The organism is Nocardiopsis sp. CNT312 (assembly GCF_000515115.1).
In the GTDB taxonomy this organism is placed as follows: Bacteria; Actinomycetota; Actinomycetes; order Streptosporangiales; family Streptosporangiaceae; genus Nocardiopsis.
Genome location: NZ_AZXF01000020.1, coordinates 1 through 22,171, shown reverse-complemented (window position 1 = coordinate 22,171; position 22,171 = coordinate 1). Strand labels below are relative to the sequence as shown.

The window sequence follows — 22,171 nt, the reverse complement described above, 5'->3', positions numbered from 1 at the left end:
CTTCTCCGAAGAGGAACTCCGCAATACACCACATATCGCCACGACAACTGAAATGCACGTGCAGTCGTGGGTAGCGAATGCCCGTGCAAGAGGGGAAGATGGATCCCGGTAGACGGCAAGGGACGGGTGCCGGCCCTCTTCCGTGTCCGTTCTTTTCGGCTGCCCTGACCTGGGCACATAACCGGGTATACGGCGGCTGGGAGCTTCGGCAGGGAGGTGGTCCGGTGATCCGTGAGGCGCCCCTTCCCGCATCCGGGCGGTGTCCGGGTGCCGGGTCGGGCCAGTGAGCCCCTGACAGGGCGCGTACACGGGCGTGCGCGAGAGGAGTCGCGACGAAGCGGCAACCGTGTCCCCGCACGGGTTCACGTGCCATCCGCAAATGCCGAAGCAACATGTTGGGGGTGAGCCGCGTGCCCGGCTGGATTGAAGACTACGCACTGATCGGCGACATGCAGACCGCCGCACTGATCGGACGGGACGGCTCACTCGACTGGGCGTGCCTACCGGACTTCGACTCCTCCGCCTGTTTCGCCGCCCTGCTGGGCGACGACCAGAACGGCAGCTGGTCGCTGCGGCCGGCCGGGGGCGACCCCCGTGCCACACGCCGCAGGTACCGGGGGGAGACCCTGATCCTGGAGTCGGAGTGGGACACCGACACCGGGAGCGTACGGGTCATCGACTTCATGCCGCCGCGCGGCGGCGCCCCCCACATCGTCCGCATCGTCGAGGGGGTCAGCGGGTCCGTCGAGATGGAGACGGCCATGCGGATCCGGTTCGACTACGGCCACGTGGTGCCGTGGATGCACCGCTCCGGCTCCGAACTCGTAGCCATCGCCGGCCCCGACGCCGTCTGGCTGAGCACCCCCGTCACCCTCCGGGGCCACAACTTCACCCACGACGCGCGCTTCACCATCACGGCGGGCCAGCGCGTGCCGTTCGTGATGACCTGGCACCCCTCCCAGGTGGAGGAGTCCGACCACTTGGACGCGGAGAAGGCGCTGTCGCGGACCCAGCGGTTCTGGGAGAAATGGGTGGACCAGTGCACCTACGACGGCCCCTACCGCGAGGCGGTCGTCCGCTCCCTCATCGTGCTCAAGGCCCTCACCTACCGCCCCACCGGGGGCATCGTCGCCGCCCCCACCACCTCCCTGCCCGAGGAGATCGGCGGGGTGCGCAACTGGGACTACCGCTACTGCTGGCTGCGTGACGCCACCATCACCCTGGAGGCGCTGATCCGCTCCGGGTACAAGGACGAGGCGTTCGCCTGGCGCGAGTGGCTGGTACGGGCCGTGGCGGGCGAGCCGCAGCTCATGCAGATCATGTACGGCATCCGCGGCGAGCGCAGGCTCACCGAGTGGGAGGCCGACTGGCTGCCCGGGTACGAATCCTCGCGGCCGGTGCGCATCGGCAACGCAGCGGTCGGCCAGTACCAGCTCGACGTCTACGGCGAGGTCATGGACGTGCTGCACCTGGCGCGCCGCTCGGGCATCCGCGGCGGCGATTACCTGTGGGGCATCCAGCGCTCGCTGGTCAACTACCTGGAGTGGTGCTGGGACGAGCCCGACGAGGGCCTGTGGGAGGTCCGCGGCCCGCGCCAGCACTTCGTCCACTCCAAGGTCATGGCGTGGGTGGCCGCCGACCGGGCGGTGCGCAGCATCGAGGAGTTCGGCAAGGAGGGCCCCATCGAGCGGTGGACGGCCCTGCGCGACACCATCCACGCCGAGGTGTGCGAGTACGGCTACGACCCGCACCGCAACACCTTCACCCAGTACTACGGCGGCAAGGAGCTGGACGCCGCCCTGCTGCTCATCCCCGAAGTGGGGTTCCTGCCCTACGACGACCCCCGGGTGGTGGGCACGATCGAGGCGGTGCGCAAGGAGCTGATGGTCGACGGGTTCGTGCTGCGCTACCGCACCGACCTGGACAACTCCGCCGACCAGTTGCCCGGCGACGAGGGCGCGTTCCTGGCGTGCAGCTTCTGGATGGCCAACGCCCTGCTGTCCATCGGCCGCCACGAGGAGGCCGAGGAGCTGTTCGAGCGGCTGCTGGCGCTACGCAACGACCTCGGGCTGCTGGCGGAGGAGTGGGACCCGGGGGCCGGGCGCCAGGTCGGCAACTTCCCCCAGGCGTTCAGCCACGTGCCGCTGGTGACCACCGCGCTGAACCTGGCCGACCACCAGGGCGGCTGGCGCGCGGAGTAGCGGCCCCTTCCCGGGGCCGCGACACGGCCCCGGGAAGGCGGCGGGCCAAGTGTGCGGGGCAGGGTCGATCCAGGCCGGGGGAGGCCGTCCGCTGTGGACTCCAGTTCCAGCCGAAGGTCCTCCACACCGGTGACGCCCACATCGGCGGTGAGGCTCTCCCCCGGCTCCAGGGGCTCCCTGTCGGCGCAGGGGAAGAACAGGTCGTTCCCCCGGCTCCGGAGCGGTCGTCCAGCGCGGTCACCGCGGTGACGGAGGTGTAGTCGCCGTCGATGGAGGAGTCGGCCCGCACGCTGCACGGAGCGTCGGGGTTGTCTCGGCACACGAGGACCCGTTCATGGCCGTCCCCCTCGCCGTGGGCCTGCGCGCCCCACCTCGGGACGCCAGGTTCCGTCCCACGAACGGAGAGCGAACCGGGCAGGAACGTCTCCGACTCGGCCGAGGCCTCCTCCGGGTCCGCAGGCTCCCCCAAGGGCTCCGCGGAAGCCTCCGCCCGGTTCGGTGCTCGTCCAGGGCCGTGTCCACCGACGCACCGGCCTGATCGGAGACGGTGAGGGCAGGCACCACCCGGTCCATCACGACGTAGGCCCCGCCCGCTCCGCCACCCGGATCGCCCCGCCCCCTGGAGCGCTGGGAGGCCCGCCTCCGCCGATAGGACGCCGGTTCCACGGGCACGCCCCCGAACGCGCGGGGCGAACCCGCACGGGGTCAGCCGAACCGGTCTGGCCTGTCACCGCCAGGCGCTAGGGTTCTGGCCATGCCGACCAGGGATCTCAACGACATCATGGACAGCGGCTGGGCGAAGGCTCTGGAGCCGGTCGCCCCGCAGATCGCCGCTATGGGCGACTTCCTCCGCCAGGAGGTCGCCGAGGGCCGCACCTACCTGCCCGCCGGGGACCACGTGCTGCGCGCCTTCCAACAGCCCTTCGACGACGTGCGCGTACTCATCGTGGGCCAGGACCCCTACCCCACCCCGGGCAACCCCGTGGGACTGAGCTTCTCCGTCGCCCCCGACGTGCGCCTGCCCGCGAGCCTGCGCAACATCTACAAGGAGATGCAGGAGGACCTAGGCGTGCCCGCGCCCTCCACCGGCGACCTCACCCCCTGGACCGAGCAGGGCGTGCTGCTGCTCAACAGGGTCCTCACCGTCGCCCCGGGCCAGGCCGGGTCGCACCGCGGCAAGGGCTGGGAGGCCATCACCGAACAGGCCATCCGTGCCCTGGCCGAGCGCGGCACCCCTCTCGTGTCGATCCTGTGGGGCCGCGACGCCCGCAACCTGCGCCCCATGATGCCGGGCGTGCCGTGCGTGGAGTCCGCCCACCCCAGCCCCCTGTCGGCGCGCAACGGCTTCTTCGGCTCCCGCCCCTTCAGCAGGACCAACGAGATGCTCCAGGAGATGGGCGCCCAGCCGGTGAACTGGGAGCTGCCCTGAGGCGTCACAGAGAGCGAAGCCCCCATAACGGCCACGGACCCGACACCCGGTGTCGGGTCCGCCCGCGTTCGACCCCCGATGCGGAAAGGCCCCCATGGCGCAACAGCTCACCTGCGCCGACGCCCTGAGGATCCTCGGCGGCGGCGACCCCGAGACGGCCGAGTTCAGCGAGCGGCTCGCCGACGGCGAGCGTGTTCGAGTTCCTGCACGCCACGTTCGGCGGGTACCTGGTGGCGCGGGCGGTGGCCACCGCGCTGGACGACCTGTAGGCCACGCGCGGTCGGCCCTCGCGGCGCCGGGGCAGGAGCGTGCGTCCCGACGACGGAGAGCTCTACGCGCTCTCGTCCTTCTCCTGCTACACGGGGCGCGACAAGGTCGTGGAGTTCCTGGGCACGCTGCTGCGGCGGCGGCTGGACGAGGAACCGGGGCTGCGCGAGGCCTACGCGGGCCTGCTCGTGGAGCTGTTCAGGGACGCCCCGTTCCCGGCGCCCAACCGGTCCTACTCCGACTACGAGCCCAACCGCATCCCGCTTCGGCGGCAGCGGCGGTCCCTCACAGAACTGACGCGCGCACCCGCTCCACCAGTTCCGGGACGGCCTCCCCGATGGGGTCGCGGACGACGGTGGCGGCGAAGTCGTCGTAGGGGGTCGGCTCGGCGTTGACCACGACCAAACCGGCCCCCGACACCATCGCCATGTCGCACAGGCCCGCCACGGGGTGCACGGTCAGCGAGGTGCCCACCGCGAGGAACACGTCGCACTCGCGGGACGCCCGCGCCGCCTCCCTCATGACCTCCGCTTTGAGGCGCTGGCCGAAGGAGATGGTGTCCGACTTCTGGATGCCGCCGCACGCGGCGCACCGGGGGTCGGACTCCGCGTCCAGCCGGGCGAGGACCTCCGGGGTGGGGGTGCGTGACCCGCAGGCCGTGCACACCACCCACAGCATGGTGCCGTGCACCTCGACCAACTGCTGCGGGGGCAGGCCGGCGCGCTGGTGGAGGCCGTCGATGTTCTGGGTGATGAGCGCCCGCAGCCGCCCTGTAGCCGCCAGGTCGGCGAAGGCCCGGTGTGCGGCGTTGGGCGCGGCCTCCCACACCGGGTGCGCGCGGCGGCGCAGCCAGGTCTCGCGTCGGACGTCGACATCACCCATGTAGGTGTCGAGGTCGGTCATGAGCTGGGCGGCGGGGTTCTTCGTCCACACGCCGGAGGGCCCCCGGTAGTCGGGGATGCCGGAATCGGTGGACACCCCGGCTCCGGTGAGCACGGTGATGCGTCCGGCCGACACCAGCAGGTCGGCGGCGCGCTCGAACGCCTCCCGGTCGGAGTGGTGTGCGGTGTCGGTGGTCGAGGCCATGGTCCATTGTTGCAGCGGAGGCCGTGCGGCCTCCCTCCGCACCACCGGCACGGGGCCTCCCTCGGCGGACACGACGCCTCCGGACACCCGCTCGGGCGCACTGGCGGCGCCGCACGCGAGGTCCGCCGCGCCCGTACCGCCCACGGGTTCCAGCCGGTCGCCTGCGGTGGCGACGGTCGTCCCGTCCTCGTCGAGCAGCCGCAGCGGCCCCTCCGGTTCCGAGCGCCCCTCGGGCCGTGTGCGGAGGGGCTGTGCGCAGGAGGCAACGGGGCGGGTTGTTCGTGGGGTTCTGGTCGGGGCCGCCGGGGCTGGTGGTCCCGGAACCGCTCTACCGGAGCTGTGGCAGCGACACCAGGACGGCGGGCGCGTCGTCATCGCCCGCGCCGGGCCGACGGCGACCGGTCGACGCGGTCGGGCCGCCCGGTTCGGACGGGTGTGCGGCATCCGTGACCGGGTGCACACCCCATCGTTGCGGTGAGCGCTCTACAGTCTCCTTCCGCGCCGTCTTCGGGCCGGTGCGGTGTGCCCGCCAGGCCGGGCGCGCAGGAGACACGTGTGCGAAATGCCCTACCGATGCACACCACATGCCCCAAAGGTGCGAAAATCGACACTGCCATGAAGCAGCAGCCGTCCTACATCCTCGTGGTCAACGGGACCAAGGTGGAGCGCCCGGTGTTCGTCCTGGGCGCGCCCCACTCCGGAGTCCCCGAGATCGCCAGCGCCCTGTCCCACGCGCCGGGGCTCCACCTCGGCTTCGGATCCCCCGGGGTGCTCAACGCCGTCTACGCCGTCGCACGGCGCCCCTCCCTCGCCCAGGAGAAGGTCTCGGGGACCGCGAGCCTGCTCCGCGAGGCCTACGCCGAGGCCTGGCAGTTGACCCCCCTGACCTGCCCCCGGTGCCCCGGACCGGGGGCGGGCGTGCCCGCCAACACCTCCGGAGAGCCCTGCGAGCACAGCGCCGGGGTCCGGCGGTACGGGGACGCCGGGCCCGATCTGCTGTTCTGTGCCAGCGCCCTGCACGAGGCCTTCCCCGATGCCCTGTTCGTCCAGGTCATCCGGGACGGCCGGGACGCCGTCGCGGCCATGCTCGACGACGAGGTCGCCCTGGCCTGGCTCAACCCCAGCGCGGCCAGGATCGAGCACGAGTTCCCCAACCACTTCTTCGGTCTGGGGGAGGAGGCCGACCTGACCGCGTTCCGGGACGGCTCCAACGCGGTCAAGTGCGCGATGCGCTGGCGCGGTGCCGTGCGGATGCACGCGCGCCTGCGCGGGGAGATCGGCGAGGACCGGCTCATGACCCTGCGCTACGAGGACGTGCCCGGCGGGGAGGTGGCTGCCGCACAGCGGCTGCGGGAGTTCACGGGGGCGCGCGTGTCGGCCACGGACCTGGTGGACCCCGCCTCGTGGGGGTCGGGTGCCTGGCGCGACCGCCTGACCCGCCAGGAGGCCGGAGAGGTCGGGGAGGTCGCGGGCACCGAGCTGTCCCGGCTCGGCTACACCTGAGACGGGGCTTCGGCCGCGATCCCGTGTGCGCCCATGAGGGTCTCGGCTGCGTCGCGGGCCGTCCGTGTGGCGTCAGTGTCGCCCAGGACGCTGCAAGCGACGACCGCGCCCTCGTGCAGCATGGCGAGGGCCTCGGCCAGGCGTCCGGGGGCGGCGGCACCGGCCTGTTCGACGAGGTCGGCGAGGAGCGCGCGCAGCCGCAGCTTCTGCCCCACGGCCACCTCCCGGCCCGGGTGGTCGGGGTCGGACAGTTCGGCGTAGGCGTTGACCATGGCACAGCCGCGCGGGTTCTCCCCGTCCATCCAGGCGTAGAGGGCGTCGAAGGTGGCCAGCACCCGGGCGCGCGGGGTTCCGGCGACCGCCACGTGGCGGTCGAGGCAGTCCTGCCACCGCTCGTCCCGGGCGCGCAGGTAGGCGACGACCAGGTCCTGTTTGGAGCCGAAGCGGTCGTAGATGGTCTTCTTGGTCACGCCCGCCTCCTCGGCGAGCAGTTCCATGCCGACGGTGTTGATGCCGCGCGTGTAGAAAAGCTGGCCGGCCACGTCGAGGACCCTGCGTGCGGCGGGTGTCAGCGGTCTGGCTTCGGTGGCGCTGGCGGTCATCGGGGCCGTCCTTCGGAGGGTGCTGGCGGTGCCCGGTGACTATACCAACCGGTATACGCCGCTGCCGCCCGGCAGGTCAGGCACGGTTGCGCTCGGGTACCCGCTCCGCGGGCGGCTGCGCGACCAGGGTCTCCTCGACCGCCTCCACCAGCCCCAGGGCCTCGACGCCCTCCTCCAGCGCCTCGTCCACCTCCTCGGGCACCACCGCCGTGCACACCAGCTCCACGAGGGCGTCGGCCTCCAGCAGCTCGGTGACGCCCACCACGCTCATCGGCGGGTAGTAGCGCCCCATGTGGCGGCGGTAGACCGAGCCCAGGGTGGGCAGGTTGGCCCGGTAGGCGGTCATGGACGTGGTGTACACGCACATGTCGACCACGTGGCCGGGCTCGGCCCCCGCCGAGCGCAGTGCCTCCACCATGTTGGCCAGGGCCTGGTCGAACTGCTGCACCACCGTCTCCCCGACCACCGAGCCCGAGGGGCGCAGTGGAAGCTGCCCGCCTACGTGCACGGTGCGGCCCGGCGCGGCCAGGAGCGCGTGGGAGAAGCCCACCGGTTCGGGGAGGGACATCGGGTTGACGATCCTGTGCGGTGTACGGTCCATCGCGGTCCTCCGTGGTCCGGCGCCCCGTCCGCGGCCGTGGACCGGCCGGACCGCGGCCGTCCGCAGCCGCTACGATGGGCGCATGTCGCTTACTTTCCTGCTGTCGGCCGCCGCCCTGGTCACCGCGCTCGCCGTGTTCGCCGCGATCCTCGTCGGGGGCGCCGTCTACGTCGGCCGGATCCGCCGCAGGGGGCCCGAGGCCGTGCTGGCCGGTGCGCGCAAGCGGCGCGGCCTGCGCGACTGACGCCCCGCGCGGCCGGTCGGCCCCTACCGCCCGTCGAACTCGTCGGGGTGCGGGCCGAACCTCTTGTCCTCGTCGATCCCGTCGATGCGGTCCATGTCCGCTCGTGAGAGTTCGAAGTCGTCGATGCGGAAGTTGGACTCGATCCGCTCCGGGGTCACCGACTTGGGGATGGCCACGTTGCCGAGCTGGATGTGCCAGCGCAGCAGCACCTGGGCGGGGGTGCGCTCCATCTGTTCGGCGATGTCCACGATCACCGGGTGCTCCAGCAGGTAGCCCCGGCCCAGCGGGCTCCACGCCTCGGTGGCGATGTGGTGCTCGGCGTGGAACTCACGCAGGTCCCGCTGGTCGAGCAGCGGGTGCAGTTCGATCTGGTTGACCATGGGGATGATGCCGCCCTCGTCCATGACCCGCTCCAGGTGCGGGCGCTGGAAGTTGGACACCCCGATGGCGCGGACCCTGCCCTCGGCGTACAGCCGCTCCAGGGCCCGCCACGTGGGGACGTACAGGTCCCGCGCGGGCAGCGGCCAGTGGATGAGGTACAGGTCCAGGACTTCCAGGTGCAGGTTCTTCATGGTGGTGTCGAAGGCCCGCAGAGCGTGGTCGTAGCCGTGGTCGTCGTTGGCCAGCTTGGACGTGACGAACACGTCCTCGCGGTCGAGTCCGGCCCGGCTCAGGGCCTCCCCCACACCCCGCTCGTTGCCGTAGCCGGCGGCCGTGTCGATACTGCGGTAGCCCGTCTCCAAGGCGACCGAGACCGCGTCGACCACGTCCTCGTCTGACACCTGCCATACTCCGAAGCCCAACTGCGGCATGCGCACGCCGTTGTTCAGCGTCACGTCGGGAAGCGTCATCTTCTCAATCCCCCGTCGGCCCTGGCCGGTCCCGGCTCCTCCAGCGGCGGCACCACCGTGCCCTGTCCGCATCCTGCCACGCCGTCCCCCGCCAGGCGTTGAGGCTGCGCCGCGCCGGAGCGGGGTTTTTCGGCTCCGCCCCCTGTGCCGCCCTTCCCGACGCGCCGACGACACGCCCGGGAGCGCCCGCAGGCCACGGCTTCGGAGAAGCCTTGCCCGCCGATGGCGCGCGCTTTCTCCTCCCGCGAAGGTCGGTGTCCGACACTGGCGTGTGGGGTGCGTGTCCGCGCACTCCGAACCGGTCCACCGACGACGGAGGGGGAGGTCCCCAGTGACCACAGCGGAGAACACCGGTACGGCGCCCAGACCGCGCAGCAGCCAGCCCTGGCTGCACCAGAAGGGGAGGGAGATCCAGGAGTTCGGCACCGTCCGCCAGCTCCCGGTCGGCCTGTCCTACAACACACGGATGTACTCGTGCCAGCGGCTGAACCAGGTCCTGGCCGACACCCAGATCCTGCACGGCCTGTACAAGAAGCACCACTGGCTCATGCGCGGACACACGTTCTACCAGTTGCACCTGCTCATGGACAAGCACGCCGACGAGCAGACCGGCCTGATCGACGACATCGCCGAGCGGGTCCAGACCCTCGGCGGGGTCGCCATCGGCGACCCCAGGCACGTCGCGGAGATCACCCGTATCCCGCGCCCGCCGGACGGGGTCGAGGAGGTCCCGGCGATGCTCTCCCGGCTGCTGGAGGCGCACGAGGCCATCCTGGAGGACTGCCACGAGGCGGCAGCGCGCTGCCAGGAGGCGGGCGACGACGGCACCAACGACCTGCTGGTCTCCGGTGTCATCCGCCGCAACGAGCTCCAGGCCTGGTTCCTGGCCGAGCACCTGGTGGACACGCCGCTCGTGCACTCGTAGACACAGCGCCCGGGTCCGCGCCCCGCGGCGGGGCGCGGACCCGGGCGGTTCACGCGGTGGCCAGGCCCCACCGGCGGCGCAGGGAGCGGTCGGCCCAGTTGAAGAACACGTCGATGACGATGCCGATGGCCAGGACGATGATGACGTAGCTCAGCAGCAGTTCGGCGTCGTTGAGCTGCCGGGCCTGGCTGAGCGCCCAGCCGATGGAGTTCTGCTGGTCGATGATCACCAGCAGCTCGCCGGCCATGAGGGAGCGCCAGGCGAAGGCCCACCCCTGTTTGAGGCCGCCGACGAACATCGGCAGCGCGGCGGGCACGATCAGCAGCCGGTACCACTGGAGGCCGCGCAGCCCCATCGCCTGCCCGGCGCGTTTGAGCGAGGGCGAGACGTAGTCGATCCCGGTGACCAGGCCGCCGGCGATGGAGGGGGCGGCTCCCAGCACGATCACGAACATGATCGCCGACTCGCTGATGCCGTACAGCAGCATGGCGAACGGGAACCACACGATCGAGGGCATGGTCTGCAGGCCGGTGATCAGCGATCCGATGGCGACGCGCAGCGGCTTGATCTGGGAGACGGCGAGCCCGAGGACCAGGCCGATCGCCAGGGCCAGCACGAACCCGGTGAGGGCGCGCCGCAGGGTGACGCCCACCGCGGCCCAGAACTCGGCGCCGGTGACCTCCTGCAACAGGACGGGCAGTACCCGGTCGGGCCCCGGGAAGACCCACTCAGAGCGCCATCCCGACCATACGACCAACTGCCAGGCGGCCAGTACCACGGCGACCGCGAGCAGTTTGGGCCAGGCGGCGGCCCAGACCCGGCGGGCCGTGTGGGCCGCTCCGCGCTGGGCGCTCCCGGGTCTGAGTTCGAGGGCGTCCAGGCCCTGGACCTGCCGGTCCCGGGTGTCGGTGTCAGGCATGGCGCGAGACCTCCTGGCGGAGCCGGTCGGTGATCACGGCGGCCCGGGTGGCGATCGGCGCGGAGTCGATGCGGCGGGGGCGCTCGGCCTCGATGGCGAACTCGTCGATGACGCGGCCGGGGCGGCTGGAGAGCAGCACGACGCGGTCGCCCAGGCGCACCGCCTCGCGCACGTTGTGCGTGACGAACAGGACGGTGAGGCGCTTCTCCCTCCAGATGCGCTCCAGTTCGTCGTGGAGGATGTCGCGGGTCATGGCGTCCAGGGCGGCGAAGGGCTCGTCCATGAGCAGCACGTCGGCGTTCTGAGCCAGGGCCCGGGCCATGGCCACGCGCTGGCGCATACCACCGGACAGCTCGTGGGGGCGCTTGCGCTCGAACCCGGCCAGCCGTACCAGGTCCAGGAGTTCGGCGACGCGCCGCTTGCGCTCGGTTCTGGGGACGCGGTCGACCTTCATGGGGACCTCGATGTTGGCACCCACGGTCAGCCACGGGAACAGTGCGGATTCCTGGAACATCATCGCCACCTTGTGGCCGCCGGCGTCCACGCTGCCCGTGGTGGGGTGGTCGAGCCCGGCGACCATGGACAGCAGGGTGCTCTTGCCGCACCCGGAGGCACCCACGATGGACAGGAACTCGTGTTCGGCGACGGAGACGGACATGCCGTCGATGGCGGTCACGGCCGCCGGCCCCCGTCCGAAGACCTTGGAGATCGTGTCGACCTCCACGGCGCTGGTGCGCAGGGGTGCCTCGGTGGTGATGGTCATGGGCCGTTTCAACCTTCCAGCACGGAGACGGGGTCGCGGCCGTCCTCGGCGAGGAGGGCGTTGAGCGTGTCCAGGGCATAGATTCCGGTGAGGTCGACGGGGTCGAGCAGGCCGACCGCCTCGGCGCGCTCGGCGCCGGTGTACAGCGACGGAGCGACGGGGTCGACGGTGAAGTCGATCCGGCCGAAGGCCGCCTCAGTGACCTCGGGCGACAGCCGTGATCCGGTGATCGCCTCGAGGTGGTCGTCGACGGCCGCCCGCGCCTGCTCGGGGTGGCCGTTGATCCAGTCGACGGTGTCGATGTGGCCGCGCAGCAGGTCCTCGGCCAGGTCGGGGTGGTCCTGGAGGAACGCGGTTCCGGCGACCAGGTGGGCGGTGACGAACGCGCCGCCGCTCCAGGTGTCGGCCTCGTCGACGAGCAGGTGGGCTCCGGTCTCGGTGAGCAGGCGGCTCAGGTGGGGCTCGGGGACCCACGCGCCGTCGATCTCGCCGAGTTCGAGGGCGTTGACGATCTCTGCCGGAGTCTGGGGGAGGATGGAGAGTTCTCCGCCTCCGGCCGCGTCGGTGTCCCAGCCGCGTTCGCGGGCGAACCAGCGCAGGGCCACGTCCTGGGTGTTGCCGAGCTGGGGGCTGGCGACGGTGCCGCCGCGCAGGTCGTCGACGTCCTCGATCCCCTCGGCGGTGACGAGCCCGGCCCCGCCGGAGGCCGCTCCGGCGATGATGTGCAGGGCTTGGCCCTCGGACTGGGCCCAGCCGTTGACGGCGGGGTTGGGACCGACCAGGGCGACGTCGACCTCGCCGGAGAAGACGGCGTTGATCGCGTCCGGACCGGCGTTGAAGACGCGGGTGTCGAAGGCGACGCCCTCCCCCAGGGCGTCGGCGTAGGCACCGGTCTCGACGCCGACCAGTGCGGGGGCATGGGCGAGGGCGGGGAAGTAGCCGAGGGTCACGGAGGGGCCGTCGTCCTCGCCGGGCGCTCCGCAGCCGGCCAGGGCCAGTACCAGGGCGGTGCACGCGGCGAGCGCGCGCGTGGCGGGCGCGGGCGGTCGCATCAGTAGTGGCCCCCTCTCGGTTCGGACGTCCACCTGAAACTCTACTTAATGAGTAGGTTTTGTGGAAGCTGGACACGGACCCACGCACGACCCGAAGAAGTGATCCCCGCCACCCGGAACCCGGAAGCCATCCGGAGACGGGCCGCGCCGCCACCACCGGCAACACACAGATCATCACCTAAAGTGAGGATACGAACACTTCACGTACAGGGAGCGACGCTCGATGACCAACGACCCCTCCGGCGGCGAGGCCGGATCGTTCGACGAGTTCCTGTCCCGCTTCTTCGGGGCGCGGGGCCCGATCCACCGCGTGGACCTGTCGAAGCTGATGAGCCCCGAGGCCCGCGAGGTCACCGACGCCGCCGCCCGGCGGGCCCTGAACTCCGGCGGCGCCGACGTCGACAGCGCCCACCTGCTCTGGGCCCTGCTGCACTACGAACCCACCCGCCTACTCGTGCAGAGCACCGATGCCGACGTCCAGGAACTCATGGCCGTCATCGAACAGGCCGTCTCCCAGGCACCGAGGGCGGTCCGCGGGTCGGCCCGGCTCACCCCCGCGGCCAAGCGCACCCTCCTCGACGCCTTCCAGATCGCCCGCGCCGCCGAGAGCCCCAGCATCACGCCCGAAACCCTGCTGTTCGCCCTCTCCGTCAACGCCGACAGCCCGGTCGGACAGGTCCTGCACGGCTCCGGAGTCACCCCCCGCAAGCTCCAGACGGCGGCCGGAATCCCCGCCGCCCCCGCCGAGCAGGAGGCCGAGCCCTCGGAGACTCCCACCCTCGACGAGTTCGGCACCGACATGACCGCGATGGCGCGGGAGGGTCGGCTGGACCCGGTCGTGGGCCGTGACGACGAGGTCGAGCAGTGCATCGAGGTCCTGGCCCGCCGCCGCAAGAACAACCCCGTCCTCATCGGCGACCCCGGCGTGGGCAAGACCGCCATCGTGGAGGGCATCGCCCAGAGCATCGTCGACGACGACGTGCCCGAGACTCTGCACGGGCGCCGCCTGGTCCAGCTCGACCTGGCCGGGGTGGTGGCCGGAACCCGCTACCGGGGCGACTTCGAGGAGCGGCTGACCAAGATCGTCGACGAGATCCGCGAACAGGCGGGCCGCCTGCTCGTGTTCATCGACGAACTGCACGCGATCGTGGGTGCCGGCGCGGGCGAGGGGGCCGTCAACGCCGGGAACATGCTCAAGCCCGCGCTCGCCCGTGGAGATCTGCACATCATCGGCGCGACCACCGTCGACGAGTACCGCAAGAACCTGGAGAAGGACACGGCCCTGGAGCGCCGCTTCCAGCCGATCCTGGTGCCCGAGCCGTCGGTGTCGGACACCGTCGAGATCCTGCGCGGCCTGCGCGACCGCTACGAGGCCCACCACCAGGTCCGCTTCGAAGACGCGAGCCTGGTGGCCGCCGCGCAGATGTCGGACCGCTACGTCACCGACCGCTTCCTTCCCGACAAGGCCATCGACCTCGTCGACCAGGCCGGGGCCCGCGTCCGGCTGCGCAACAAGGGCTCCGGCTCCGCGCTGCGCGCGTTGGAACACAAGGTCAGGGAGCTGGAGGAGCGCAAGGACAAGGCCGTCCAGGACGAGGACTACGAACTGGCCTCCTCCCTGCGCGACGAGATCACCCGGCACAAGGGCACCGTGCACCAGGCGCGCGGCACCGGTTCGTCGGTGCCCGAGGTGGGCGCCGACGACATCGCCGCGGTTGTCTCCCGCAACACCGGGATCCCCGTCGCCCAGCTCACCCGGGAGGAGCGCGACCGGCTCGTCCACCTGGAGGAGGACCTGCACCGGCGCGTCATCGGCCAGGGCGAGGCGGTCACCGCGCTCTCAGAGTCGATCCGCCGCTCGCGCGCCGGGCTGGCCGACCCCGCCCGGCCCGTGGGCAGTTTCCTGTTCCTGGGGCCCACCGGCGTGGGCAAGACGGAACTGGCCCGTGCGCTGGCCGAGAGCCTCTTCGGCAACGAGGAGTCGATGACCCGCATCGACATGAGCGAGTTCCAGGAGCGGCACACCGCGAGCCGCCTGACCGGCGCGCCCCCCGGATTCGTGGGCTACGAGGAGGCCGGGCAGCTCACCGAGGCGGTGCGGCGGCACCCGTATTCGGTGCTCCTGCTGGACGAGGTGGAGAAGGCCCACCCGGACGTGTTCAACCTGCTGCTCCAGCTCCTGGACGACGGCCGTCTCACCGACGGGCAGGGGCGCACGGTCGACTTCAGCAACACCGTGGTGATCATGACGAGCAACCTCGGGTCGGAGGCGATCACCAGCGGCGGCCCGATGGGCTTCACCAGTGACGGCCTGATGGACGCCGAGACCGAGCAGCGGGTGCTGCGGCGGCTGCGCGAGGAGCTGCGGCCCGAGTTCATCAACCGCATCGACGAGGTCATCGTGTTCAAGCCGCTGGAGTCCGGGGAGCTCGCCCAGATCACCCGGCTGATGCTCAAGCGCATCGAGGAGCGGCTCGCCGAGCAGGACATCGCGGTCCGCTTCACCGACGCCGCGGTGGACTGGATCGCCGAGCACGGGTACCAGCCCGCCTACGGGGCCCGGCCGCTGGCCCGTACGATCCAGCGCAACGTCGGCAACGAACTCTCGCGCCAGGTCCTCGACGACCGGATCGCCCCCGGGGACAAGGTCCTCGTGGACGCGGGCGCCGAGGACCAGCGGCTGCGGATCGCGACCGTCGACGCGTTCTGACCGCGTGGACCGCGGGGCGCGGGTCACGCGTCCCTGCCCGCCCCGTAGCGGGGTGTCCGGACGGAGGGGCCCACCCGGCAGCCGGTCGGGCGCCCCCTCCAGGCCCGGTCCTCCAGGACCGGGTCACGTCGACATGGGTTCCGGTTCGGGCTCCGGGGCCGGCCCCGGCGGCGGAACCGGTTCGGGGATCGGCGGCTCCGGTACGGGCGGCGGGTCCGGCATCGGCGTCGGGGGGAACGGGTCCGGCGGCATCGGACCCGGCTCGCGGAGGGTGCCGTCCCGGGTTCGGGCGGTCATCTCCGTCCTCCTTCCCTGTGCGGGCGGTGCGGCCCGCAGCCACGACGGTCGGCCACGGGCCGGATGTCAATGCATCTACCCGGCATGAGCCCATGGAACCGTGCACCGCCGGCACGGGCACCCCGTGCAAGGTCAAGGACAAAAGCACCGGTGCGGGGTCGTGCATTGGCGCGAACGGGGGCACGCCCTACCCGACGCACAGGCAGCCGACGTGCACAGGGGGTCGCCGATGCAAGCCGTGGTCTTCGAGAACTACCAGCGCTTCCCCACCCTGGCCGACGTCCCCGTGCCCGAACCGGGCCCGGACGAGGTCCTGCTCCGCGTGGCCGGAGCGGGGGCCTGCCACTCCGACGTCAGCGTCTACCGGCACTTCGAGGAGGGGCAGCCCGGCGCGCAGAAACCCCCGTTCGTCCTCGGACACGAGACCTCGGGGTGGGCCGAGCGGCTCGGGGACAACGTCTCGGGCATCGACCCCGGGGCCGCCTACCTGGTCTACGGGCCGATCGGCTGCGGCCACTGCCGTGCGTGTGCGCGCGGCGAGGAGACCTACTGCGAGAACGCCGCGTCCCTGCCCTACCTGGCGGTCGGCCTGGGCCGTGACGGCGGCATGGCCGAGTACGTGACGGTCCCCGCCCACCACCTCATCCCGTTGGGGGACGCCGACCCGGTGCACGCGGCCCCGCTCGCCGACGCCGGACTGACCCCGTACCACGCGGTCAAACAAGCCCTGCCGCACCTGGCCGGCGGCGGACGCCACGCCCTGGTGATCGGCCTGGGTGGCCTCGGCCAGATCGGCGTGCAGATCCTCAAGGCGCTGACGGGGGCGACCGTCATCGCCACCGACCTCAACGCCAAGGCCCGCGACCTCGCCGAACGGGGCGGCGCGGTCACCATCACGGGCGGCGAACGGCAGGTCGAGGAGGTCCGCGAGATCACCGGGGGGCGGGGCGTCGACGCGGCCTTCGACTTCGTGGGCACGACCGGCACCATCGCCGCCGCGGCCTCCTCGATGGCTCCCAAGGGCCGCCTGAGCGTGGTGGGGATCGCGGGCGGCACCCACGAGTTCTCGTTCTTCAGCACCCCCTACGAGTCCTACGTGACCAACACCTACTGGGGCACCGTCGGCGACCTGTGGGAGGTCGTGGACATGTACCGGGCCGGGCAGATCCGCCCGGAGCTGGAGTTGTTCGCCATGGACGACGCCCTGGACGCCTACCGCAGGCTGGAGGAGGGGGCGCTGGCCGGACGCGCCGTGGTGCTGCCCGACCCGGACTGATCGGGGTGAAATCCCGGCAAAAACCCGCCAAGACCTCCTTTCCGGCACACTTCGCACCGGTACGGGTGCTTCGCTTGGGAGGAACCAGAGGGAGGCGCGGTGAGCGGAGGAACCGAGCCCGCGATGGGCACCGGGACACGGAGGGGCCACCCGGCCGTCGGCCGGTGGGCGGCCCTGGCCGCGGCCACCGGGGTGGCGGCCTTCCTGGTCGTGGCCTGGCCGGTCGCCAACTGGATCCTGCCCGGGGCCGAGCCCGTCCCGGAGGGCAGCGCGATGCCCGTGGGGACCTACGGCGGCTACGAGGCCTCCCTGACCTTCGACCAGGCCGGGTGGGCGCTGCACCCCGGTGCCAGCACCGCCGACCGGACCTACTACTTCACCCGCGGACCGGTGGAACTGACCCTGAACTCGGTCGTCCCGACCGAGCAGGAACCTCCCGACGAGACCGAACTGTGGGACGGCATGGGCCGGATCATGCGCGCCGAGGACCCGTCCGCCCGGCTCGCCGCCCCCGACCCCACCACCTCCGACGACGGCACCCCGGGCCTCACCGGCACCCTGCACAGCGACGACGGGCCGGGGATCGCCTCGCTCTTCCCCTCCCCCGGCGGCGACTTCGCCGTGGAGGTGGTCCTGGGCGGCGAGGACACCACCCCCGCCGACCTGGCCGCGGTCGGCGGCGTGGTCCGGTCGGTCACCTTCACCGAGGAGGGCGACCGATGAGCCCCACCCGCCGTGAGAAGCGCCCCGGCACCGGACCGGCCCCCCGGCACAGGGCCGTCCCCGCCCCGCGCGCCCCCGGCGACACACCGTCCGGGGAGCGGAGCGCGCCCCGGCACGCCCTGTCCCCACGTCTCCGGGCCCGCGCCTACCCACCCGGCACCCGGCTCCCCGCCCTCACCGCGGCGGCCGTGCTGGCGGCGGCGTGCGCGGTCGGCTCAGGGTTCCTCCTCTACCAGCTCTTCGGCCACGCCCGCGCCTTCCCCGCCGCGACGGTACTCGCGGCCGCCCTCGGCCTGGCGACACTGGCCTTCGGCTTCTGGATCCTGCGCCGGATCCGGCCGGGGGGCGCCCCCGACACACCGGCCGCCGCCGTGGCGGTCGCGACCGGGCTGACCGCCGCCACGAGCGCGGGGATCATCGCCAACGGCGGGCTCGGCGCCCTCTGGTCGACACTGCTGGGCCTGGAGTTCAGCGGGGTGTGGGGGGCCTCGCTCACCGCACCGCTGAACGAGGAGCTCCTCAAACTCTCGGGGATCGTGCTCGTGGCCCTGGTGTTCCCGCACGCGCTGCGCACCCCCGTCGACGGGTTCGTGCTGGGTGCCCTGCTCGGACTCGGTTTCGAGGTCACCGAGAACCTCATCTACGCGCTCCAGTCCGTGACCTGGTCGGGGGCGACCGACCCGGTACTGACCGCCCTCCAGTCCACCGTCGCGCGGGTCGGGCTCACCGGCCTGGGCTCGCACTGGGCGATGTCGGCCGTCGCCGGAACCGCCGTGGGACTGCTCGCCGCCGCCGACTGGCGCCCGAGCCGCCGCCGCGCCACCGGGGCCGCCCTGCTCGTACTGCTCGCGATAGGCCAGCACTGGCTCCTGGACGCCCCCTTCCTCCAGGGCAGCGTCCCCCTGATCCTGGTGAAGGTCCTGCTGATCTTCGCCGCCGCCATGGCCGTCTACGCGGCGGCGCGCACCGCCCACCTGCGGCGCGTCCGCCGCACACCGGCTACGGATCCCCCGCCGACACCCGAATAGAGCCCATGGTTGAACACGGTGCCGTACCTCAGTGGGCGAGGGCGCCCACGGGGCTGGCAAAGGTGCCGCAGGTTCCCGTTCTCCAGACGCCCGAGCGGAGAGGGGCTGCGCCGCAAGGCCTCCGTTGAGGGTGGTGGCGGGCGACGAGCAAAGGAAAAACCACGCCGAAGGCGTCCGTTGAGGGTGGTGGCGGGCGACGGGCGGGCCGAGGCGAAGCTTCACGGAGACACGGCTCAGGGACGCATCCAGCGGTGCAGGAGAGTGCCCTCCCGCTCGACCACCAGGCGCGGCACCAGCGCCCGGTCCACACCGGCGCCCACGGTGATGCGCTGCTCCACACCCGCGGTCAGACGGGGCACGACGGTCAGACACAGCTCGTCGAGCACGTCGGCGGCGGCGACGTCGCGCAACAGGCGCGGACCGCCCTCGCACAGGACGCGCGGCAGGCCCCGCGCGCGGAGTTCGGCGACGGCGGCGGACAGGTCGACACCGGTGTCCCCGGCCACGATCACGCGTTCGGGGCCGACCGTGTGCCGCGCCCGCGCCAGGGCTTCCCCGCCCGCGCCCGCGCAGGTCACCAGCAGGACGTCCCCGTGTCCTGGGACGTCCGCGGCGAGCAGGGGCGGCACCCGGGCGGCACCGCTCACCACGGCCGTCACGGGGCACTCCGTCCGCCCCTCGGCGGCGGCGCGCTCCCGGAAGACGGGCGAGCGCGGTTCGGTCCGCCGGTAGCCCTCGGTCCGGGCCGTGCCCGCACCCACCAGGACCACGTCCGCCAGGTCGCGCAGGAGCGTGTAGACGACCAGGTCGGCAGGGGTGTTGATGGAGGCGGTCCTGCCGTCGTTGCCCGCGGCCGCCCCGTCCAGGGTCGCCACCATGTTGGCACGCGTCCACGCCCGGGCTGTCGTGTCGGGGTAGGCGTAGAGCCGCTCCAGAGCACGGCCGTCCAGGAGGTCGCCGGGGGCGGCCACACCGGGGGCGATGTCATTCATCAGCAGTCGCACGACCACACCGCCACGAAGTAGGTGATGCCGAAGGGGGCGTCGTGGTAGAGCGGTTCCGGGCGGGGCACGACGGGCCCCTCGGCCACGGCGGCGGCCATCACCTGGAGCGCGGCGCGCCCGCCCACACGCTGCTCATCCGCCTGCCGGGGGTCCACGTCCAGCAGGGCACGGGCGTCCCCGGCGGCCAGGGCCTCGCCCACGGCCCGGTCGACGTCGACGCTGGCTCCCTCCAGGTGCCCGGGGGCCATGACGCCCCAGCGGGTCCCGCCGTCGGCCATGACGAGCAGGCCGACCCGGGGCGCGCGCCGGGCCAGGGTGCGGCCCAGCACGGCGATCTCCCCTGCGGGGGCGTCCCAGGCCACGGTGGCCGTCTCCACGGGGACTCCGTGGTCGACCGCGCCCAGGAGCCGGTGTGCGACCGCCAGGCTCAGGGGGAGGAGCCGCTCCCCCTCCGTCCGGGGCCGGGCCGCGTACAGGTGCGCCGGGTCGCCGCCGGAGACGCCCTCGCCGGAGGCGTCGCCGCCCCCCACCACCACGACCACGTCCAGGTCTGGGACGGACAGGAGCGAGGACACCGCCGACACGCACACCCCGCGCAGGTCGGCCGCGGCGTCCTGGATTCCGGTGAGCTCGCGCATGAGCAGCGGCGGATGCGGGCACACGGCGGTCGCGACGATCACGCCAGCCCCCGTACCGCCCGCGCGGGGGGCCGCACGCCTCGGATCGAGGCCACCATGTCGAGGACCTGGCGGGTCTGGGCGACCTCGTGGACGCGGTAGACCTGTGCCCCGTGCCAGGCTGAGACGGCGGTGGCGGCGAGCGTTCCGGGCAGCCTCTCCCCCAGCGGGGCACCGAGCGCCTCCCCCACGAAGTCCTTGTTGGACAGGGCGACAAGCACCGGCCAGCCGGTCGCCGTCATCTCGTCGAGCCTGCGGGTGAGCTCCAGCGAGTGCCAGGTGTTCTTGTTGAAGTCGTGGGCGGGGTCGATGAGCACCGAGGCGGGGTCGACTCCCAGGGACACCGCGCGTTCGGCGAGCCCGACCGTCGCCTCGATCGCGGAGCGCACTACGTCGTCGTAGACGGGACGCACCGGGCCGGTGCGGGGCGTGAGGCCGCCGGTGTGGGTACACACCAGGGCTGCCCCGTACTCGGCGGCGACCTCGGCCAGGCCGGGATCGTAGCCGCCCCAGGAGTCGTTGAGCAGGTCGGCGCCGGCCTCGACCGCGGCGCGCCCCACCGGAGCGCGCCAGGTGTCGACGCTGATGACCAGGTCGGGGAACTGGGCGCGCACGGCCGCCACGAAGCCGACCGTGCGGCGCATCTCCTCCTCGGCGTCGACCTCCTCGCCGGGGCCGGCCTTGACGCCCCCGATGTCGACGATGTCGGCGCCCTCGGCGACCGCCCGGCGCACCCGCGCGAAGGCGGGCGCGTCCTCCCAGGTGGCACCGTGGTCGTAGAAGGAGTCCCGGGTCCGGTTGACGATCGCCATGACCAGCGTCTCGTCCGGGCCGTACTCGCGCCCCCGCAGTCTCAGCACTCGGTATCCGCCTCCCTGGCGCCCACACTAGGCCACCGCCGCGCCGGAGCGTGCCGGGGGCCGCGGAGACCGTCAGCCGAAGTCGGGAACGCGCGCACCGTCAGGCGGGGGCGGCGCCGTCGCCGAAGGGGGTTGCGCCGGGTGCTCGGTGGGTCTGCGCCTGTGGCCCGTAGATGCCCCCGGCGGCCTCGAACAAGCCGTTGAGGGCGGTCAGCCGCCCCTGGCACCGCGGGTGCGGCCGGACGGTGGGCGGGGCGCGGTGCCGGCACCGCCTTGGAGGAAGGAGAACGCGCGCAGGTCCCAGGCGGCCTCGCCGTCCCCGTCGGTGACGACCCGGGGTACGGAAGCGATGTGGCCGCGAGGGGCGTCAGCGCTGGGCGGCCTTGCGCTGCTTGCGGGCCGAGGGGCGCAGGAGCAGCCCGATGACCAGGCCGACCAGGACGGCACAGCCCAGTGTGGCCCACAGCGGAGCGGACAGGGACACGACGAGGACCTGGATCTGGACCGCCTCGCGGTTCTGCGCCACGAAGATGACCGCCAGGATCAGCAGGATGAGCGCCACCCACAGGCGAGTGGGGATCGACCCCGGGGAGAAACGGGAGGCCCTCTCCCCGGCGGCCGTACCGTCCGGCGGTGTAGGTGAGTCCATCTGCGCCTCCCGGCCCAGGATCGGTGATGCCTGCCCCGAGCCGGGCGGGATGCGCGCCCCGGGTCCGTAGGCATTCCCTGGTCCGGCCGCCGCCGGGGCAGGGGAGGGTCAATTCCCGTCCCGGATCCGACAGCACCCCGGACACGGACCGGGGTGGCGTGCCCGGCACGACGGCAACCGTCCCGGGAACGCCGAAAGGGCGCTCGCCCGGGGGGAACGCCCCGGTGGTGTCAATTCGTTGAAGCAACGCCCTCGCCCTGGCCCTCCAACAGTTGCTTGTGGAACACCTCTTGCGGTGTGTAGAACCCCAAGCACGCCCGAGGACGGGTGTTGAGCTCCTCAGCGATCGCGGTCAGGTACGGCTGATGCTGCGGGATGTCGGTGCCCTTGGGCAGATACTCCCGGATCAGGCGGTTCGTGTTCTCGTTCGTGGGCCGCTGCCACGGCGAGTGCGGATCAGCGAAGAACACCGGCAGGTCAGTGGCCACCGTCACCGCGGCGTGG

The 22,171-nt window shown here is 72.5% G+C and carries 20 protein-coding genes and 1 pseudogene; 9 read left to right on the top strand and 12 right to left on the bottom strand.

Annotated features, from left to right (window positions below; genetic code table 11):
* Positions 1-395: 395 nt before the first annotated feature.
* Together B042_RS0110095 and B042_RS0110090 are read left to right on the top strand one after the other, a co-directional pair.
* Positions 396-2,201, top strand: coding sequence for a glycoside hydrolase family 15 protein (locus B042_RS0110095; RefSeq protein ID WP_231493916.1), 1,806 nt, complete (start codon positions 396-398; stop codon positions 2,199-2,201).
* Between the two features lie 754 nt (positions 2,202-2,955).
* Positions 2,956-3,630 (top strand): uracil-DNA glycosylase, encoded by a 675-nt coding sequence (locus B042_RS0110090; protein ID WP_028648184.1) that lies wholly within the window; start codon positions 2,956-2,958, stop codon positions 3,628-3,630.
* 552 nt (positions 3,631-4,182) lie between these two features.
* Here the strand turns inward: B042_RS0110090 and B042_RS0110085 are convergent.
* Entirely contained in the window at positions 4,183-4,983 is an 801-nt protein-coding gene (locus B042_RS0110085; protein WP_028648183.1) for a Sir2 family NAD-dependent protein deacetylase, read from the bottom strand.
* A 573-nt stretch (positions 4,984-5,556) separates the two neighbouring features.
* On the opposite strand from B042_RS0110085, the gene B042_RS0110080 reads away from it, so the two are divergent.
* Positions 5,557-6,486 (top strand): sulfotransferase, encoded by a 930-nt coding sequence (locus B042_RS0110080; RefSeq protein WP_051415602.1) that lies wholly within the window; start codon positions 5,557-5,559, stop codon positions 6,484-6,486.
* Here the strand turns inward: B042_RS0110080 and B042_RS0110075 are convergent.
* Together B042_RS0110075 and B042_RS0110070 are read right to left on the bottom strand one after the other, a co-directional pair.
* Positions 6,477-7,088, bottom strand: coding sequence for a TetR/AcrR family transcriptional regulator (locus B042_RS0110075; RefSeq protein ID WP_028648181.1), 612 nt, complete (start codon positions 7,086-7,088; stop codon positions 6,477-6,479). The genes B042_RS0110080 and B042_RS0110075 overlap by 10 nt on opposite strands.
* Before the next feature lie 76 nt (positions 7,089-7,164).
* Positions 7,165-7,689: a RidA family protein gene (locus B042_RS0110070; protein WP_028648180.1), complete on the bottom strand. Its 525-nt coding sequence runs from the start codon at positions 7,687-7,689 to the stop codon at positions 7,165-7,167.
* A gap of 82 nt (positions 7,690-7,771) precedes the next feature.
* On the opposite strand from B042_RS0110070, the gene B042_RS26065 reads away from it, so the two are divergent.
* The gene (locus B042_RS26065; protein WP_197024247.1) at positions 7,772-7,933 is read left to right on the top strand and encodes a hypothetical protein; all 162 of its coding nucleotides are present in this window, start codon (positions 7,772-7,774) and stop codon (positions 7,931-7,933) included.
* A gap of 23 nt (positions 7,934-7,956) precedes the next feature.
* On the opposite strand, the gene B042_RS0110060 is transcribed toward B042_RS26065, so the two are convergent.
* A complete protein-coding gene (locus B042_RS0110060; RefSeq protein WP_028648179.1) occupies positions 7,957-8,784 on the bottom strand; it encodes an aldo/keto reductase in 828 nt (275 codons plus the stop codon).
* 331 nt (positions 8,785-9,115) lie between these two features.
* Between B042_RS0110060 and B042_RS0110055 the strand changes: the two genes are divergently transcribed.
* Positions 9,116-9,709: a Dps family protein gene (locus tag B042_RS0110055; protein WP_028648178.1), complete on the top strand. Its 594-nt coding sequence runs from the start codon at positions 9,116-9,118 to the stop codon at positions 9,707-9,709.
* A 49-nt stretch (positions 9,710-9,758) separates the two neighbouring features.
* Here the strand turns inward: B042_RS0110055 and B042_RS0110050 are convergent, their stop codons facing one another.
* From B042_RS0110050 to B042_RS0110040, 3 genes are read right to left on the bottom strand one after another with little or no spacing between them, the layout of a single operon-like run.
* On the bottom strand, positions 9,759-10,628 hold the full coding sequence (locus B042_RS0110050) for an ABC transporter permease (RefSeq protein WP_028648177.1): 870 nt from the start codon (positions 10,626-10,628) through the stop codon (positions 9,759-9,761).
* Positions 10,621-11,391, bottom strand: a complete 771-nt coding sequence (locus B042_RS0110045; RefSeq protein WP_028648176.1) for an ABC transporter ATP-binding protein — start codon at positions 11,389-11,391, stop codon at positions 10,621-10,623. The genes B042_RS0110050 and B042_RS0110045 overlap by 8 nt, the downstream gene beginning before the upstream one ends.
* An 8-nt stretch (positions 11,392-11,399) precedes the next feature.
* Positions 11,400-12,443 (bottom strand): ABC transporter substrate-binding protein, encoded by a 1,044-nt coding sequence (locus B042_RS0110040; RefSeq protein ID WP_028648175.1) that lies wholly within the window; start codon positions 12,441-12,443, stop codon positions 11,400-11,402.
* A 223-nt stretch (positions 12,444-12,666) separates the two neighbouring features.
* Here B042_RS0110040 and B042_RS0110030 point away from each other — a divergent pair, with 223 nt between their 5' ends.
* The 4 genes from B042_RS0110030 (at position 12,667) to B042_RS22690 (ending at position 18,477) form a co-directional block, all read left to right on the top strand.
* Positions 12,667-15,153 carry an ATP-dependent Clp protease ATP-binding subunit gene (locus B042_RS0110030; RefSeq protein ID WP_028648174.1) on the top strand — a complete coding sequence of 829 codons (2,487 nt, stop codon included), beginning with the start codon at positions 12,667-12,669 and terminating at the stop codon, positions 15,151-15,153.
* 526 nt (positions 15,154-15,679) lie between these two features.
* Positions 15,680-16,726 carry an NAD(P)-dependent alcohol dehydrogenase gene (locus B042_RS0110020; RefSeq protein WP_028648173.1) on the top strand — a complete coding sequence of 349 codons (1,047 nt, stop codon included), beginning with the start codon at positions 15,680-15,682 and terminating at the stop codon, positions 16,724-16,726.
* Between the two features lie 99 nt (positions 16,727-16,825).
* A complete protein-coding gene (locus B042_RS22695; RefSeq protein ID WP_155988991.1) occupies positions 16,826-17,449 on the top strand; it encodes a hypothetical protein in 624 nt (207 codons plus the stop codon).
* On the top strand, positions 17,446-18,477 hold the full coding sequence (locus B042_RS22690) for a PrsW family intramembrane metalloprotease (RefSeq protein ID WP_051415600.1): 1,032 nt from the start codon (positions 17,446-17,448) through the stop codon (positions 18,475-18,477). The genes B042_RS22695 and B042_RS22690 overlap by 4 nt, the downstream gene beginning before the upstream one ends.
* Before the next feature lie 233 nt (positions 18,478-18,710).
* Here the strand turns inward: B042_RS22690 and B042_RS0110005 are convergent, their stop codons facing one another.
* The 5 genes and pseudogenes from B042_RS0110005 to B042_RS26060 all read right to left on the bottom strand — a co-directional run.
* Positions 18,711-19,481, bottom strand: coding sequence for a dihydrofolate reductase family protein (locus B042_RS0110005; RefSeq protein ID WP_036554590.1), 771 nt, complete (start codon positions 19,479-19,481; stop codon positions 18,711-18,713).
* On the bottom strand, positions 19,469-20,161 hold the full coding sequence (locus tag B042_RS0110000; RefSeq protein WP_028648171.1) for a hypothetical protein: 693 nt from the start codon (positions 20,159-20,161) through the stop codon (positions 19,469-19,471). Before B042_RS0110000 ends, B042_RS0110005 begins: the two co-directional genes overlap by 13 nt.
* Complete coding sequence (folP, locus tag B042_RS0109995) at positions 20,158-21,018, bottom strand: dihydropteroate synthase (RefSeq protein ID WP_028648170.1); 861 nt, start codon at positions 21,016-21,018, stop codon at positions 20,158-20,160. The genes B042_RS0110000 and folP overlap by 4 nt, the downstream gene beginning before the upstream one ends.
* A 367-nt stretch (positions 21,019-21,385) precedes the next feature.
* A complete protein-coding gene (locus tag B042_RS0109990; RefSeq protein ID WP_028648169.1) occupies positions 21,386-21,667 on the bottom strand; it encodes a DUF1049 domain-containing protein in 282 nt (93 codons plus the stop codon).
* Positions 21,668-21,897: 230 nt separating this feature from the next.
* Positions 21,898-22,171, bottom strand: a pseudogene (locus B042_RS26060) (IS30 family transposase); the annotation flags it as partial.